Below are 16,285 nucleotides of genomic sequence, written 5' to 3' on the forward strand. Positions count from 1 at the left end.
GTTCAGCCGTGATGCCCCCGCATCGGCCTTCCCCCTGAACCGGCTCCCCTGCCCGCTCTACTTACTGCACCGTACGGTCGGTCATGATGCGTTCGCAAGTTGAAACGAGCGCCGTGGCCTGGTCCCCGCCGCTCTGTCCCCCGCCGTGCCCCGCGATTCCGCGGATGCCGCACTGACCAGGGACGACGACGAGAGATCAGTCACGTCCCCCTGCCGACCGCCCCGTCGGGGAGTCGGGCGAGAGCCCCGTCGAGGGCTCCGAGGCGGACTCCGACGTGGACCAAAAGGTGGACTGAACGGTGGACCCCGAGGCGGACTCCCCGGCGGTCATCGCGGCGTCGAGCACCCGGGCCTCGGGCAGCTCGAAGTGGTCCACACCCTCGCGGTAGCGCACGCTGGTCCGCGCGTAGCCGGCGACCTCGTACCAGGCGTGCCCGGCGGCCGCCGCGGAGAGCGCGTCGAACGGCGCCCAGGGGTCGGTCCCGTCGTCCTCGAGACCCACGTCCCAGTGCAGCACCAGCTGCTCGAGCTGCTCGTCCGTCGGCTCCGAGGACCCGGCGGACGGTGCCCCGCCGCCGCCGGAGAGCACCGCGCCGCCGCCCGACAGGAAGTCCGCGCGGTCGGCCAGCAGCTCGTAGCTGATGAACTCGGCGCCCCCGGAGTAGCCGTGCAGCCACGTGCGGGACCGGTCGAGGTCGTACTCGGCGAAGACCTCCTGCTCGGCCAGGGCCAGGAACCACTCGGCGTTGCCGTCGAGGTCCTCCCACCAGGTGGGCTCGCCCTGCCGGTCCGGGGTGCGGGGCGCCACGAGCACCGCGTTGTGCGAGCGCGCGACCTCCGCGAGGCACGAGACCTTGTGCTCCGGGTGGTGGTACTCGTAGGCCCCGTCCCCGTGCAGGCGGAACACCACGCCGACCGGCTCGCTCCAGTCGATGCCGTCGGCGAACACGTGGTAGCTGCTGGTCGTGCCGTCGTGCTCGAAAGCGACGTCGAGCCGGTCCGAGGGGCCCTCCGCCCAGCGCAGGCCGCCGGAGCGCACCGGTCCGTCGCGGAGCGGGCCGCTGCCGCCGCGCGGGGTGATGCTCACGTCCTCGAGGCCGTAGGGCGCGCAGGAGACCTGCTCCTCTGGCGACGGTGCCGGCGTCCACGCCCAGCGGGCCGCGAGCGTCGCGGCGACCAGGACCAGGAGGACACCGGTGAGAATGCCCACATCCACGGCCCCGCCGGAACCGCGGCGCGGCGCGGCCTCACCCGGTTCCGTCTGCGTTTTCACCCGTCCATCCTAGGCGGAGGCACCGGTACCGGCCGCCGCCCGATTTTTGGGTTCGCAACGAGTCCCCCATAATCGGCCAGGACCGTTCGGGGGGACGGCGCCCCCCCACTTCCTCCTTCCGTGGTCCGTCCACCGCAGCAGAGGAGAAGATTCCGCGTGACCACCACCGCACGCCCTCGGGCCGAGCAGAGCGCTCCTGAGATCCAGGACCAGCTGCCCGCCCAGGACAGGCTGCGCCGCAGCCTCAAGCCCCGCCACCTGACCATGATCGCGATGGGCGGCGCCATCGGCACCGGCCTGTTCGTGGCCTCGGGCAACACCATCGCCACCGCCGGGCCGGGAGGAGCGCTGCTGGCCTACGTGGTCATCGGCTTCATGGTCTTCCTGCTGATGCAGAGCCTCGGCGAGATGGCCACGTACCTGCCGGTCTCGGGCGCGTTCGAGGAGTACTCGACCCGCTTCGTGAGCCCGTCCTTCGGCTTCGCCATCGGCTGGAACTACTGGTACAACTGGGCGATCACCGTGGCCGCCGAGCTCGTGGCCGCCGCGCTGATCATGCGCTACTGGTTCCCCGACTCGCCCTCGTGGATCTGGTCCGGGTCCTTCCTGGCGATCCTCTTCGCCCTCAATGCGCTGAGCGCCCGGGCCTACGGCGAGAGCGAGTTCTGGTTCTCCCTCGTGAAGGTCGTCACGATCGTGCTGTTCCTGGGGCTCGGCATCCTGATGATCGTCGGCATCCTGGGCGGGGAGTCGCCCGGCTTCGAGAACTGGACCACCGGCGAGGCGCCCTTCGTGGGCGGCGGCCTGGGCATCCTGGCGATCTTCATGGTGGCCGGCTTCTCCTTCCAGGGCACCGAGCTCGTGGGCGTGGCCGCCGGCGAGGCGGAGAACCCGGAGAAGAACGTGCCGCGCGCCATCCGCACCGTGTTCGTGCGCATCCTGCTCTTCTACGTGGGCGCGATCACCGTGATCGGCTTCCTCATCCCCCACACCAGCCCCAACCTGCTCACGAGCGGCGTCGAGGACATCTCCATCTCCCCGTTCACCCTGGTCTTCCAGAACGCCGGTGTCCTCGCGGCGGCCTCCGTGATGAACGCGGTGATCCTCACCGCCATCCTCTCGGCCGGCAACTCCGGTCTCTACGCCTCCACCCGCATGCTCTGGGCGCTGGCCGAGGGCGGCAAGGCCCCGCGCTTCCTGGCGAGGGTCAACCGCCGCGGTGTGCCCATGAACGCGCTCATCGCCACCACCCTGGTGGGCGGGGCGTCCTTCCTCACCACCTTCATCGGTGACGGGGACGCCTACGTGTGGCTGGTCAGCGCCTCGGGCCTGGCCGGGTTCATCGTGTGGATGGGCATCGCCTGGAGCCACTACCGGTTCCGCAGGGCGTACACCGCCCAGGGCCACGACCTCGCCGACCTCCCCTACCGGGCGCGGTTCTTCCCGCTGGGTCCCCTGGTCGCGCTCGCGCTGTGCGCCGTGGTGATCCTCGGGCAGAACTACCAGGCGTTCATCGGCGACATGGACCTCATGGCCGCCCTGACCGCCTACATCGGTCTGCCGCTGTTCCTGGCCCTGTGGTTCGGCCACAAGCTGGTCACCGGCTCCACGATGGTCCGCTACGAGGACGCCGACCTCACCCGCGTCCGCGCCTGACCTCCCCGGTATCCCCACCCCGGGCACCCCACCCGCCGAGTCCCCAAGCTCCGGACGGCACTTCCACCGAGTCCCCAAGCTCCGGGGTTGCCCGGACGCCGAGGCCCCATGCTCAGGGGTCGGCCTGACGCTGAGTCCCCAGAATCCTGGCGCCTTGTCCGCCGAGTCCCCAAGCTCCGGTGTTGCCCGGGCGCCGAGTTCCCAAGTTGCGGGCGCCATTTCCGCCGAGTCCCCAGGGCCGCAGCAACTCCCCAGGATAGATCTGGGGAATTGCGCCTGCATTGGGGACTCGGCGCAGGGCGCGAGCGAACTTGGGGGCTCGGCGCACCAAGTCGTCCGGACGGGTGCACCTGGGCACCCGGCACACCCGGTGGGCTGAGCGGGCAGGCGCTCAGGCCACCGAGCGGTAGCGCGAGACCACCACGTCCACGAGCTCGGCGGGGACCTCTCCCTCCGGCACGGCCAGGGGCTCGGTGTCCACGTCCGCGCCGGCGGCCCGCGAGAGGTCCAGGAAGTAGCCGGGCGCCAGCAGGTAGTTCGCGACGACGACGCGACCCCTGTCCGCCAGGCCGGCCCGGGCGCCGGACACCGCCTCGGCCACGCGGGGGCGCGCGGCGGCGAGGTAGGACACGGTCACGGGCCGGCCCAGCTCCTCGGCCAGCAGGTCCGCCACCGCGGCGCAGTCCACCACCGCGCGGCGGTCCGAGGACCCGGCGGTAGCGAGCACCACGGCGTCGTGCTCCCCCAGCGGGGCGCCGGCGGCCGTGCACGCCTCGTGCACCCGCCGGGCGAGCAGCCGCGCCAGCGCCCGGTCCGGGCCCAGGGCGGACGAGACCCGGTGGAGGTCGTCGGCGGCGACCGCCTCGGCCACGTCCACGTAGACGTGGTAGCCGGCGGAGAGCAGCAGCGGGACCACCACCGCGGGGCGCCCGGCGTACTGCTCGGTGCGCTCGGCCAGGTCGGGGGTCTGCACGTCAACCCAGGTAGGCACGACCTCAACGTCCGGCAGCTCGGCGGCGACGGCGTCCACGAGGCGCTGCACGGCGGTGCGCCCTGCCGGGGCGCTGGTGCCGTGGGCGCAGGCGAGCAGGACGGGGGGCTCGGTGGTCGTCATGGATCCAGCCTACGATCGGGGCCCGGGCAACGCCGCGAGCGTCACGCGACGTCACGCGGGCAACCGCGCTGTAACACGCGTGCCGCATCCTGGTAGGGGCGACCGTCCCGCCACGACCCCCGCTCGCCCCCTGGAGGACCGCATGCTGCTGACCGCCGACCTCACCGGAGTCCCGGTGCTCGTCCTCGGCGCCCCGCACGACGCCCGGCGCGCCCGGCACCGCTACGAGGCGGCCGGCGCCGCCGTCCGCTCCGTGGCCGAGCCCGCGCTGCTCGGCCCGGCGGATCTCGCGGGCGTCGCGCTCGCCGTGGTCGTCGGTCCCGCGGCGCAGCGCTGGCGCGAGGCCCTGGACGCGGCCGGCGCCCGTGTGCCCGTGGTGCAGGAGCCCGCGGCCCGCACCGGGGGCCGTGTGACCCTGGTCGGCGGCGGCCCCGGGGCGGACGACCTGCTCACCGTGCGCGCCGTGGCGGCCCTACAGGACGCCGACGTGGTCTTCGTCGACCGGCTCGCGCCCTCCGGGGCGGTCGCGGCCGCCGCCCCCGGCACCGAGATCGTCCCGGTGGGCAAGACGCCCGGCCACCACCCGGTCCCGCAGTCGACAATCCAGGACCTCATGGTGGAGCACGCCCTGGCCGGCCGCTCGGTGGTGCGGCTCAAGGGCGGGGACCCCTACGTGTTCGGCCGCGGCGCCGAGGAGCTCGCCGCGTGCGCCGTCCACGGCATCCCCGTGGACGTGGTCCCGGGGATCACCAGCGCGGTCTCGGTGCCGGGCGCGGCCGGGATCCCGGTGACCTTCCGCGAGGTGTCCCGGATGTTCACGGTCGCTTCCGGGCACGTGCCGTTCTCCGAGGCGGAGCTCTCCCACTTCGCCGGTCTCGGCGCGGGCGGGGGCACGCTCGTAGTGCTGATGGGCGTGGCCACCCTCCCCCACCTCGTGGCTGGCCTGGTCCGGGCCGGCGCCGATCCCACGACTCCGCTGGCGGTGGTCGAGCGCGGGTTCACCGACCGGCAGCGCTCCACGATCAGCACGCTCGCGACCGCGGTCGCGGACACCGCGGCGGCGGGCTGCGGCTCGCCCGCCGTCGTCGTCATCGGGCCCGTGGTCCGCCTCGCGACCGCCGAGCGGGACGCGTTCCTCGCGGAGGTCACCGCCCATGGCTGCTGAGGACCTGCCCCTGGCCGGCCGGGTGGTGGGCGTGACCGCGCACCGCCGCTCCGAGGACCAGATCGCGGCCCTGGAGCGCCGCGGGGCGCGCGTGCTGCACGCCCCCGCGTTGCGCGTGGAGCCGGTCGGCGAGGACGCCGGGCTGGCGGCCGCCTCCCGGGCGATGTTCGAGGCCCGCCCGGACCTGGTGCTGCTGACCACGGGCTACGGTCTGCGCCGCTGGCACGACGCGTCCGAGGCCCAGGGCTTCGACGCGGATCTGCTGCTGTGCCTGCGCGAGGCCGACGTCTACGTGCGCGGGCCGAAGGGCCGGGGCGCGGTGCGCGGCCTGGGCCTCGAGGACGCCGGGATGTCCGCGGACGAGACCACCGCCGGGCTCGTGGACCTGGTGCTGGCCGAGCACGGCGGCGACCTCACCGGGCGCACCGTCGGCCTGCAGCTGCACGGGATCGCCGACGTCGTCCAGCGTCGCCGGCTCACCGACGCCGGGGCCCGCGTGCTCACCGTGACCCCCTACCGGTGGGCCTCCGCCGACGACGCCGGGCAGGTGCCGGTGCTCGTGCGCGAGGCCGCCGCCGGGCGGGTGGACGCCGTGACGTTCACCGCCGCCCCGGCCGTGGACGCGCTGTTCAGCACGGCCGAGGAGCTGGGTCTGCACGAGGAGCTGCTGGCCGCGTTCCAGGGCGGGATGCTCGCCGCGACCGTGGGGCCCGTGACGGCCGCGCCGCTGCTCGAGCTCGGGATCGACCCGCTCGTACCGGAGCGGTTCCGGATGGGCGCGATGCTCAAGCAGCTCACGGACGCGCTGTCCGCCGCGGGCACCGACGACGACGGACGGTAGCCGCCCCGACCGCTGCCACACCCGCCGGCCGGCCGATCGATGGTGACCGCCGGTGCGGCAGGAGAACGGCCCGGGCAGTGACGACGGACGCGGCGGTGACAACGGGCGCGGCGGTGGAGACGCGCCGAGCGGCGGAGCCGAGACAGCAGCAGATGCGCGGACTGCAGCGGAGGCGCCCGTGGCGGATCGCCACCTGTTCGGTGCCTCAGGGGGCGCGGGACGATTGCGGGGGCGCGCCGGGACGGGGGTCAGGGGAACCGGGGGTATCCCGACGCACCCCTGCGACCGCTCGGCAACCACCAAGGGCGCAGGTGAGGCAAACCTTAGTTCGCCGTGCATCGAATGTAGCAGACCACGCCGGATTAGCGAACACTTTCCTGTTGTAATTGTGACGGAACGGTCACGGTCCGCGGATCGACGGGCCACCGGGCCCTCCGGTTGGTTCTTTATCCCCCCTCCGGCGGCGGCCGGTAGGCTGAGCGCGACCCGCCCGACCGTCGAAAGGCCGACCGTGACCACCCCCCAGCTCGCCCCCTACGTCGACCACACGCTGCTCAAGCCGGAGGCGTCCCGCGAGCAGATCGCCACCCTGTGCGCGGAGGCCAGGCAGTACGGCTTCGCCTCGGTGTGCACCAACCCGGTGTGGACCTCGTTCGTGCGGGACCAGCTGGCGGGCAGCGATGTGCTGACCTGCGCGGTCGTCGGCTTCCCGCTGGGCGCGTCCGCCAAGGAGGTCAAGGCGTTCGAGACCGCCACGGCCGTGGCCGCCGGGGCCGACGAGATCGACATGGTCATCGACATCGCCGCCGCCCGCGCCGGCGAGCGCAAGCGGGTCGAGGCGGACGTCCGCGCCGTCGCCGAGGCCGCCCACCAGGGCGGGGCCCGGCTCAAGGTGATCATCGAGACGTGCCTGCTGACCGACGAGCAGAAGGTCCTCGCCTGCGAGGCCGCCGTGGCCGCCGGCGCCGACTATGTGAAGACCTCCACGGGGTTCTCCACCGCCGGGGCCACCGTGGAGGACGTCCGCCTGATGCGGGCGACCGTGGGCCCGAAGATCGGCGTCAAGGCCTCCGGCGGCATCCGCACCCGCGAGGACGCCCTGGCGATGATCGAGGCCGGCGCCTCCCGGATCGGCGCCAGCAGCGGCCCCGCGCTCCTCGGCTGAAGGCCTGCGCGTGGACCCCGCCGCGCCCTCCGCGGTGCGCCCCCGCCGGCCGCGCCGGAGCGACTAGACTGACCGCGAACGCCCTGCGGCCGCCGTGGCCGGCCGCCCCCACTGTCAGAAGGATGGGATCCATGGCCAACAGAGCCCAGTCGTCCACCAGCACCTCGGCGGACACGTCGACCGGCCGCAACCGCGGCACCGACGTCCGCTCCCACTCCGGCCAGGGACGCACGGTCAACAACCTGATCTTCCTCGCGCTGTGCATGGCCATCATGATCGGCAGCTTCATCGCCTTCGCCAGCTACCCCAACAGCCCGCTGATCTGGTTCATCGGCCTGGGCCTCTACACCCTGGCCCTGCTCATCCCGGTAGGCATCCTGCACAACAGCACCGCCAAGAAGTCCGTGGGCGGGCGCGCCGTGGCCATGCACGTCCCGCCGACCACAGAGGTTGCCGGAGAGCCCACCACCGCGGCGAGCTTCCCGGATGCTCCCCGCGACATCGGCACCCGGGACGCCCAGGTCCGCGCGGAGCACAAAGACGATTCCCTGGGCAAAGCCACCCAGTAGTCCGCCCCGCACGACAACCGACGGCCCCCTCCCGCATCCGCGGGAGGGGGCCGTCGGCGATCCCGGTGGTAGGTGGTCACGCGGAACATCCGGCGCGTCGGTCCGTGCGACTAGACTGGACTCAATGCTCCGCGGCCGCCCGTGACCGGCCGTCTCCCACCGCCAGAAGGGTTAGATCCATGGCCAACAGAGCCCAGTCGTCCACCAGCACCTCGGCGGACACGTCGACCGGCCGCAACCGCGGCACCGACGTCCGCTCCCACTCCGGCCAGGGACGCACGGTCAACAACCTGATCTTCCTCGCGCTGTGCATGGCCATCATGATCGGCAGCTTCATCGCCTTCGCCAGCTACCCCAACAGCCCGCTGATCTGGTTCATCGGCCTGGGCCTCTACACCCTGGCCCTGCTCATCCCGGTGGGCATCCTGCACAACAGCACCGCCAAGAAGTCCGTGGGCGGACGCGCCGTGGCCATGGACGTCCCCTCGAGCACCGAGGTGCCCAGCATGGGGGTGGGCCGCACCGCCGCCGAGTTCGACGACGGACCCCGGGACATCCGCCAGCGCGACGCCCACACCGCAGCCGTCCACCACGACGACAAGTACGGCAAAGCCACCGAGTAGGACCGCGCCGGCCGGCGCCCCGACGGCCCCGGGGTCGTCCGACGACGCATGGTTCGACGACGACAGCCCCGACAGCACAGGTCCCCTCCCGGCGGAAGGGAACCTGTGCTGTGCCCGGTGGACCGGACGACAGGTGCCGCGCCGGCGGTCAGGCCGGAGCCGGCTCCTTCGCGAAGACCGCCTCGACCACGCCGCGAGCCCACGCGAGCACCGCGCCGTCCACGAGGTCCTTGCCGCCGATCCGCTCGGTCTTGGGCTTGGGGATCAGCACCTGGGAGGTGTCCGTGCCGGGCACCGCCTTGACCTGTGCGCCCGGGTAGAGGCGGGTGAGCCGCATCTGCCGGGACTCGGGCAGGTCGGCCGGGGCGAAGCGGACCATGTTGCCCTGCGCCGCGACGTCGGTCAGGCCGGCGGCGCGGGCGGCCACCCGGAACCGGGCGACCTCGAGCAGGTTCTGCACGGGCTCGGGTACCTCGCCGTAGCGGTCCACGAGCTCGTCGGCGACCTCCTGGATCGCCTCCTCCGTGGCGGCGTTGGCGAGGTTGCGGTAGGCCTCCAGGCGCAGCCGCTCCCCCGGGACGTAGTCGTGCGGCAGGTAGGCGTTGACCGGCAGCTCGATCTTCATCTCGGTGGGCCGCTCGTCCTCCTCGCCGCGGTACTCCGCGACGGCCTCGCCCACCAGGCGCAGGTACATGTCGAAGCCCACCCCGGCGATGTGCCCGGACTGCTCCCCGCCCAGCAGGTTGCCGGCGCCGCGGATCTCGAGGTCCTTCACGGCCAGCTGCATGCCGGCGCCGAGCTCGTTGTGGGCGGCGACGGCCTTGAGCCGCTCCAGCGCGGTCTCGGAGAGCGGCTTCTCGGCCTGGTACAGGAAGTAGGCGTAGGCCCGCTCGCGGCCGCGGCCCACGCGCCCGCGCAGCTGGTGGAGCTGCGAGAGCCCGTAGCGGTCGGCGCCGTCGACGATCAGGGTGTTGGCGTTGGCGATGTCCAGGCCGGTCTCCACGATGGTGGTGCACACCAGGACGTCGAACTTCTTCTCCCAGAAGTCCACGATGATCTGCTCGAGCCGGGACTCGGACATCTGCCCGTGCGCCACGGCGATCCGCGCCTCGGGCACGAGCTCGGCGATCTCCTTGGCTTTGCGCTCGATCGAGGACACCCGGTTGTGGATGTAGAAGACCTGGCCCTCGCGCATGAGCTCACGCCGGACCGCGGCGGAGACCTGCTTGTCGGTGTAGGCACCCACGTAGGTGAGCACGGGGTGGCGCTCCTCCGGCGGGGTGGCGAGGGTGGAGGTCTCGCGGATGCCGGTCAGCGACATCTCGAGAGTGCGCGGGATGGGGGTCGCGGACATCGCCAGGACGTCCACGTTGGTCCGCATCGCCTTGAGCTTCTCCTTGTGCTCCACGCCGAAGCGCTGCTCCTCGTCGATGACCACGAGGCCGAGGTCCTTGAACTGGACCTCCTTGGACAGCAGCCGGTGGGTGCCGATCACCACGTCGATCGATCCGTCCTTGAGCCCGGCGAGCGTCTCCCTGGTCTCCTTGGCGGTCTGGAACCGGGAGAGCGCGGCCAGGCGCACCGGGAAGCCGGAGAAGCGCTCGGTGAACGTCTCGGCGTGCTGCTGGGCCAGCAGCGTGGTGGGCACGAGGATCGCCGCCTGCTTGCCGTCCTGCACGGCCTTGAACGCCGCGCGCACGGCCACCTCGGTCTTGCCGTAGCCCACGTCCCCGGAGATCAGCCGGTCCATGGGGACCTCCCGCTCCATGTCCGCCTTGACCTCGTCGATGGTGGTCAGCTGGTCGGGCGTCTCGATGTAGGGGAACGCCTCCTCGAGCTCGCGCTGCCACGGGGTGTCTTCGGCGAAGGCGTGCCCGCGGGAGGCCATCCGTGCCGAGTAGAGGCGGATCAGCTCGTTGGCGATGTCCCGGACGGCCCGCTTGGCGGCGCGCTTGGTCTTGTTCCAGTCCGTCCCGCCCATCTTGGACAGGGCCGGGGTCTCGCCGCCCACGTAGTTGGTGACCTGGTCGAGCTGGTCGGTGGGCACGAACAGGCGGTCCCGCGGGCCGTTGCGCTTGGAGGGGGCGTACTCGAGCACCAGGTACTCGCGCACGGGCTTCGGCTGCCCGGGCTTGATCATGGCTCCGGCGATGGGCCGCTGGATGAGCTCCACGAACTGGCCGATGCCGTGCTGCTCGTGCACCACGAAGTCGCCCTGGCTCAGCGCCAGGGGGTCCACGGCGTTGCGCTTGCGCCGCACCGGGAGCTTGCGCATGTCCTTGGTGGTGTACGGACTGGCCTTGCCCAGCAGATCCGCCTCGGTGAGCAGCACGATCCGCGGCCCGTCCAGGGCAAAGCCCTTGCCGGCCACGGCGGTGGTGAGCTCCACGATCCCGGGCCGCGGCTCCTCGGCGAGGGACTCGCGGCGAGCGGCGGGAATCCCCGCCTCGTGCAGCAGCTCCGCGATCCGGGTCAGCGGGCCCGGGCCCTCGGTGACGGCGACGACGCGCCAGCCGTCGGCCACCCGCCCCTGCAGGAACTCGAGCATCGCCTCGACGTCGCCGTGGAAGCCCAGCGGGTCCCGGGCGGCCACGGTGAGGGTGTCGGCCTCGGAGTCGATCAGGGCGATGTCCGCCGCAGCGGTGTCCGCATCCACGTCCTGGCCGGCCACCGCGTTGACGTTGAGCGCGGTGACGGCCCACCAGCCGAGGCCGGTCCCCAGCGCGGTGGCCCGGGCCTCGGCGAGGGTCTGGAAGGACCCGGAGGCCAGGGTGCGGCCCTCGCCGTCGTCGTTCCGGACGACGTGCTCGGCGGAGGTGATGTCGATGGGCGCGGACTGCCCGTCAGAGGCCGAGTCCCACGCGGCGAGGAGGAACTCCTCGTTGGTGGCCACGAGGTCGTGGGCGCGGGCGCGGACCTTCTCGGGCTCCATGACCACCACGAGCGAGCCGGGCGGGAGCAGGGAGAGCATGGGCACCAGGCCGTCCACCAGCAGCGGCGCGAGGGACTCCATGCCCTCCACGTAGATGCCGCCGGCGATCCGCTCGAGCATCGACTCCGCGCCGGGCAGGGAGTCCTTGAGCTTCGCGGCCCGGGACATCACGGACGGGGTGATGAGCACCTCGCGGCACGGCGGGGCCACGAGCCGGTCCGGGTGGTCCCCGGTGGTCAGCGTGCGCTGGTCGGCCACGGCGAACCAGCGCAGCTCGTCGACCTCGTCCCCGAAGAACTCGATGCGCACCGGGTGGTCCTCGACCGGCGAGAAGACGTCGATGATCCCGCCGCGCACCGCGAACTCCCCGCGCCGGGTCACCATGTCCACCCGGGCGTAGGCGGCCTCGGCGAGCGCGGTCACGGCGGAATCGAAGTCGAGCTCCTCGCCGCGGGCGAAGCGCACCGGGGCCATGTCCCCCAGGCCTTCGACGACGGGCTGGAGCACGGAGCGGACCGGAGCCGTGACCACCCGCAGCGAGCGCTCGGCGTCCCGGCCGGCCAGCCGGCGCAGCACGTCCAGCCGGCGACCCACGGTGTCCGAGCGGGGCGAGAGCCGCTCATGCGGCAGGGTCTCCCACGCCGGGAACTCCGCGACCTCCTCGGCCGGCAGGTAGGCGCCCAGGGCGGCGGCGAGGTCCTCGGATTCCCGGCCGGTGGCGGTCACGGCCAGCAGCACCGGGGCCCGGGAGTCGGCCGGCGCCGGAGCGTCGTCGAGGGCGCCGCGCAGTTGCGCCGTGAGCACCGCGCGCATCCCGTCCGGGGCGCTGATCACGGTCTCGGCGCTGCGCTCCCCCGGCGGCAAACCGGCCTGGGTGCGGAGAATGGCGAAGGAGCGCTCCGCCCCGAGGGCGGCGAGCAGTCCGGACAAGGTCATGGGTGAGCAGTCTCCTGGGACGCTGAGTGGGGTGCCGGTGGAGCACAGAGGCTGTCTGAGCCAACAGTCGCGGGTCCTAGCTTACTCCCGGGCCCCGACAGGTCCCCGGCACGGATCCGCTGCCCGGAACTCACGGCCCGGACTCCTCGGCCCGGGAGCCACAGCCCCGAGGACGGGCACCCGCCTACCATGGGAGCACGCATCCGCCGCTGCCGATCCGCCACTCTCGAGGAGCTATCCATGGCCGTCACCGCCTCCACCACCGTCCCCGCGCCCCTCGAGCAGGTCGTGGTGACCTTCTCGGACGAGGAGTTCATCCGGCACGTGACCCACCGCGCCGGGGCCACCCTGGACTCGGTGGAGGTCGCCGGGGACGTCGAGGCCCAGTTCGCCGTGACCACGGTACGGACCATGGCCGCGGACCGGCTGCCCGAGATGGCCCGGAAGTTCGTGGGCTCCACCGTGCAGCTCACCCAGGTGGACACCTACCACACCGCGGACGCCGACGGGATCCGGGTGGTGCGCACCGAGATCTCCGTGGGCGCCCTGCCGGTCTCCGGCTCCGCGACCCAGACCCTCACCCCGCAGGGCGAGGCCACCGACGTGCACGTGCACTGCGTGGTGAAGGCCAACATCCCGTTCGTGGGCAAGATGGTCGCCGAGGCCGCCGAGCCGTTCATCGGCAAGGCCCTGTCCCTGCAGTCCCAGGAGGCCGAGGCCTGGCTCGCGAGCCGCTGACCCCGTTGTGCCCGTGGCACGGGGCCGTCCCGGAGACGTTCGCGTCCTACCGAGGCGCCGCGCTCCATTGCACCGCCCGGAGGAGCAGGAGCGTCATGGTCAGCAGCTTCACCGTGATCCTTACCATCGCCGCCACCTCGCCCCAGGGACCGCCGAACAGATCGGGGCGGACGGCGCCCACCAGGACGTAGCCCACGGCGACGAGCACGAACGGCACCACGGTGGCCAGCAGCGCCCAGGACTCGGTGCGTGCGCGGGCTCCGCTCCGGCGGTGCAGGTGGATCAGCCCACCCACCAGCACGAGTCCGGACACCGCCCAGAACAGCAGTCCGCCGAGCTCCTGGGCGGTGGTCGCGCCCAGCGAGGGGAGCAGCCGGTCCAGGGCGAGGCGGGCGCCCACGCGTTCGTGAATCCGGCAAAGGTCGTCGGCGATCAGCAGCAGGAAGACGCCGCCCCACGCCGCGAGCACGCGGTGCGCCGAGTTCCGCAGGCCCAGGCGAAGAAGAAGGACGGCGGCGGCGCCGAGCTGGAGCAGCCCGAAGAGCTCCATCAGGGAGCCATCGATCCCGCCGTTCCACAGGGCGCCCGTGCGGAAGAGGCGGAACCAGCTTCCGTCCGGGTCCAGGACGAACCCGCTGCGGTGGAGGACGTGCGCGGTCAGCAGCAGAGCGTTGACCACCATGACCGCGCCGGCGATGCGCACGGGCCGGGACGCTGCGGTCTCACGCTTCCACAGCACTCGGGCGGGAATCACCGGGCGTGGAACTTCTGCTGCGCCTCGAGCAGCCCGTTCTCGACGAGGTGCTCGACCGCGTCGGCGGCGTCGTCGAGCAGGAAGGGCAGTTCTTTTCCCTCGGTGGAGGAGAAGGGCTTGAGCACGTAGGAGGCGGCGTCCATCCGGCCGGGCGGGCGGCCCACGCCCACGCGCACGCGGTAGTAGTCCTTGGTGGACAGGGCCTTGGACATGTCCCGCAGGCCGTTGTGCCCGCCCTCTCCTCCGCCGATCTTCAATTTGAGGGCGGCGAAGGGGATGTCGATCTCGTCGTGCACGGCGATCACCCGCTCGGCGGGGATGCCGTAGAACTTGGCGAGCCCGGCCACGGGGCCGCCGGAGACGTTCATGTAGGTCAGGGGCTTGGCCAGCACCACGCGCGGTCCGCCGGGGCGCAGCCGGGACTCGAGGACCTGGGCGCGGGTCTTGTGCACCTTGAACGCCCCGCCGAGCCGGGAGGCGAGCTCGTCGAGGACCATCTGTCCCACGTTGTGCCGGGTCCGGGCGTACTCGGGGCCGGGGTTACCCAGTCCCACGACCAGCCATGCGTCGGACATCGGTGCCTCCATCGAAGTTGAGAAGAGTGCGGTCATGCGAAGTGCGGGACGGCTCGCAAGCCGCCCCGCACCACGGAGGATCGTCAGGAGCGAGAAGGCTCAGGCCTCGTTCTCGGGGACGACGTCGCCCTCGGGGGCCTCGACGGTCTCGGCGGCGGCGGGCTCCTCACCGAGGTCCTGGGCCTGGGGCTCGGAGACGTTGATGACCAGCAGCTCCGGGTCGGAGACCATGGAAACACCCTCGGGCAGGCGCACGTCGGCGGCGTAGACGTGGTCGCCCACGCCGTGGCCGTCGAGGTTGATGGTGACGGCGTCGGGCACGTTCAGCGCGTCGGCCTCGACCGTAAGGGTGTTCTCTTCGACGTTGTGCACGGCAGTCGGGTCGACCTCGCCGATGACGTGGACGGGGATCTCGACCTCGACCTTCTCGCCGCGGCGCACGGCGAGCAGGTCGACGTGCAGGATCTCCGGGCGGGTGGCGTGGCGCTGGATGTCCTTGACCATGACCAGCTGGGTGCTGCCCTCGACGTCGAGCTCGAGCACGGCGTTGGAGTGGCGCACGGCGAGCATGGTCTCGTGGCCGGGGATGACCACGTGCTGCGGCTCGGCGCCGTGGCCGTAGACCACCGCGGGGATCTGGCTGTTGTTGCGGATGCGGCGGGCGTAGCCCTTGCCGAAGTCGCTGCGCGTGGTGGCGGGGATGCGGATGGTGTCAGCCATGGGAACTCCTCAAAGTCGGGTCTGTCGTCGGAATGGCCAGGCGATACCGGCCGCAGACCCTCCCCCGCGTTAGAGACGCTGTGCGGCACACCCCGAAGGACGCCGCACCAGTGGGGGCGGGAACGTTCAACCAGCCGTCGTCGATCACGGGACCCGCAGGGGTCCCCTCGCCTTGGCAACCGGACAAGGCTAGCACGGCGGCCAGGGGCCCACGGGCCCGGACGGACGGCCCGGGTTCCGCCAAAAGCCGGCTCAGGCACCCGCGGAGCTGTCCGCGCCCCGCCGGACGGCCTTGGTCGCCAGGAGGTAGGCCAGGATCCACGGCTCGACGACGTAGCGGCGACCCAGCCGGCGCGGCTGGGTCACCAGCCGGTACGCCCACTCGAGCCCGATAGGTCCGAGCCACCGCGGCGGCGGCTTCTGGATGCCCGCGTATTCGTCGATCCCGCCGCCGACGGCCGCGTAGATCGCCGTGGGCAGCTCCTCCCAGCGCCGGCTCAGGAACTCCTCCTGCAGCGGCATGCCCAGGCCCACGATGACGAAGTCCGGCCGGTACTCCTGGAGGGACCGGACGATGTGGTCCTCGAGCACGGCGTTCCAGCCCTCCCCCGGCCAGCCCTCGACCCGCCCGGCGGGCGCGTCCCGCCGGAGCAGGTCCACCGTGCGGGCGTTGCCCGCGGGGGTCGCACCGACGACGGCGACGCGCCGCACCGGAGTGCGCTGCATCAGGCCGGGCAGCCAGTCCAGGGTGCCGAGGCGGTGCCGCTTGGCGCTGAGCGCGCGCCCGGACCGCCACTTGGCCAGTTTGAGCACCGGAAAGCCGTCCGTCAGCACCACGTCGGCCTTCTCGTAGAAGGCGCGGAACGTCGGGTTGACCTCCCACGTGTAGAGACTGTGCAGATTGTGGGCGAGGACAGCGGCCTTGCGCCGCTCCAGCCACGTCGCCGCAATCCAGCGGTGCAGCTCCTTGGCGTCCATGGGCGTCACGCGGACACCGCTGACCGGGATCTCGATCGGGCCCGTGCTCTGGGCGCGGGTCTGGTGCTTCAACATGCGAACTTCCCCCTGTGCTGCGCCTCGCGGCGCCTCGCTCCCCCCGCCAGACCCTGGTGACCGGGCCGGCGCCTTCGCAGGAAGCACCGTCCGTGGCGCGGCGGGATCCCCCCGGATCCCGCCGGCGGACCGGCACTCCCTGCATCGCACGTCTCGCGACCACCAGCCCTG

Annotated in this window: 14 protein-coding genes; 7 read left to right on the forward strand and 7 right to left on the reverse strand. The window is 72.5% G+C overall.

The window, feature by feature from the left end:
* Positions 1-196: 196 nt before the first annotated feature.
* Positions 197-1,273, reverse strand: coding sequence for a hypothetical protein (locus tag ACFYE1_RS04030; protein ID WP_387740187.1), 1,077 nt, complete (start codon positions 1,271-1,273; stop codon positions 197-199).
* A 201-nt stretch (positions 1,274-1,474) separates the two neighbouring features.
* Here ACFYE1_RS04030 and ACFYE1_RS04035 point away from each other — a divergent pair, with 201 nt between their 5' ends.
* Positions 1,475-2,929 carry an amino acid permease gene (locus tag ACFYE1_RS04035; RefSeq protein WP_387740260.1) on the forward strand — a complete coding sequence of 485 codons (1,455 nt, stop codon included), beginning with the start codon at positions 1,475-1,477 and terminating at the stop codon, positions 2,927-2,929.
* A gap of 391 nt (positions 2,930-3,320) precedes the next feature.
* On the opposite strand, the gene ACFYE1_RS04040 is transcribed toward ACFYE1_RS04035, so the two are convergent.
* Positions 3,321-4,043, reverse strand: coding sequence for a sirohydrochlorin chelatase (locus ACFYE1_RS04040; protein WP_387740189.1), 723 nt, complete (start codon positions 4,041-4,043; stop codon positions 3,321-3,323).
* Positions 4,044-4,185: 142 nt separating this feature from the next.
* Here ACFYE1_RS04040 and cobA point away from each other — a divergent pair, with 142 nt between their 5' ends.
* The 5 genes from cobA (at position 4,186) to ACFYE1_RS04065 (ending at position 8,406) form a co-directional block, all read left to right on the forward strand.
* Positions 4,186-5,208, forward strand: a complete 1,023-nt coding sequence (gene cobA, locus ACFYE1_RS04045; RefSeq protein ID WP_387740191.1) for a uroporphyrinogen-III C-methyltransferase — start codon at positions 4,186-4,188, stop codon at positions 5,206-5,208.
* Positions 5,198-6,049: a uroporphyrinogen-III synthase gene (locus ACFYE1_RS04050; RefSeq protein WP_387740193.1), complete on the forward strand. Its 852-nt coding sequence runs from the start codon at positions 5,198-5,200 to the stop codon at positions 6,047-6,049. Before cobA ends, ACFYE1_RS04050 begins: the two co-directional genes overlap by 11 nt.
* 511 nt (positions 6,050-6,560) lie before the next feature.
* Positions 6,561-7,214 (forward strand): deoxyribose-phosphate aldolase, encoded by a 654-nt coding sequence (gene deoC / locus ACFYE1_RS04055; protein WP_387740194.1) that lies wholly within the window; start codon positions 6,561-6,563, stop codon positions 7,212-7,214.
* A gap of 131 nt (positions 7,215-7,345) precedes the next feature.
* Positions 7,346-7,783 (forward strand): hypothetical protein, encoded by a 438-nt coding sequence (locus ACFYE1_RS04060; RefSeq protein ID WP_387740196.1) that lies wholly within the window; start codon positions 7,346-7,348, stop codon positions 7,781-7,783.
* Between the two features lie 179 nt (positions 7,784-7,962).
* On the forward strand, positions 7,963-8,406 hold the full coding sequence (locus ACFYE1_RS04065; RefSeq protein WP_387740199.1) for a hypothetical protein: 444 nt from the start codon (positions 7,963-7,965) through the stop codon (positions 8,404-8,406).
* Positions 8,407-8,554: 148 nt separating this feature from the next.
* Here ACFYE1_RS04065 and mfd read toward each other — a convergent pair whose 3' ends face one another.
* Complete coding sequence (gene mfd / locus ACFYE1_RS04070; RefSeq protein ID WP_387740202.1) at positions 8,555-12,274, reverse strand: transcription-repair coupling factor; 3,720 nt, start codon at positions 12,272-12,274, stop codon at positions 8,555-8,557.
* 240 nt (positions 12,275-12,514) lie between these two features.
* Here mfd and ACFYE1_RS04075 point away from each other — a divergent pair, with 240 nt between their 5' ends.
* Entirely contained in the window at positions 12,515-13,012 is a 498-nt protein-coding gene (locus ACFYE1_RS04075; protein ID WP_387740204.1) for a DUF2505 domain-containing protein, read from the forward strand.
* Positions 13,013-13,058: 46 nt separating this feature from the next.
* Here ACFYE1_RS04075 and ACFYE1_RS04080 read toward each other — a convergent pair whose 3' ends face one another.
* From ACFYE1_RS04080 to ACFYE1_RS04095, 4 genes are all read right to left on the reverse strand, one after another.
* On the reverse strand, positions 13,059-13,766 hold the full coding sequence (locus tag ACFYE1_RS04080; RefSeq protein ID WP_387740206.1) for a hypothetical protein: 708 nt from the start codon (positions 13,764-13,766) through the stop codon (positions 13,059-13,061).
* Positions 13,763-14,341: an aminoacyl-tRNA hydrolase gene (pth, locus tag ACFYE1_RS04085; RefSeq protein WP_387740208.1), complete on the reverse strand. Its 579-nt coding sequence runs from the start codon at positions 14,339-14,341 to the stop codon at positions 13,763-13,765. The genes ACFYE1_RS04080 and pth overlap by 4 nt, the downstream gene beginning before the upstream one ends.
* 99 nt (positions 14,342-14,440) lie before the next feature.
* Positions 14,441-15,061 (reverse strand): 50S ribosomal protein L25/general stress protein Ctc, encoded by a 621-nt coding sequence (locus ACFYE1_RS04090; protein ID WP_387740210.1) that lies wholly within the window; start codon positions 15,059-15,061, stop codon positions 14,441-14,443.
* 252 nt (positions 15,062-15,313) lie between these two features.
* Positions 15,314-16,114 (reverse strand): WecB/TagA/CpsF family glycosyltransferase, encoded by an 801-nt coding sequence (locus ACFYE1_RS04095; protein ID WP_387740212.1) that lies wholly within the window; start codon positions 16,112-16,114, stop codon positions 15,314-15,316.
* Positions 16,115-16,285 lie beyond the last annotated feature (171 nt).

The sequence above is a fragment of the Kocuria nitroreducens genome, assembly GCF_042879195.1.
In the GTDB taxonomy this organism is placed as follows: domain Bacteria; phylum Actinomycetota; class Actinomycetes; order Actinomycetales; family Micrococcaceae; genus Kocuria; species Kocuria nitroreducens.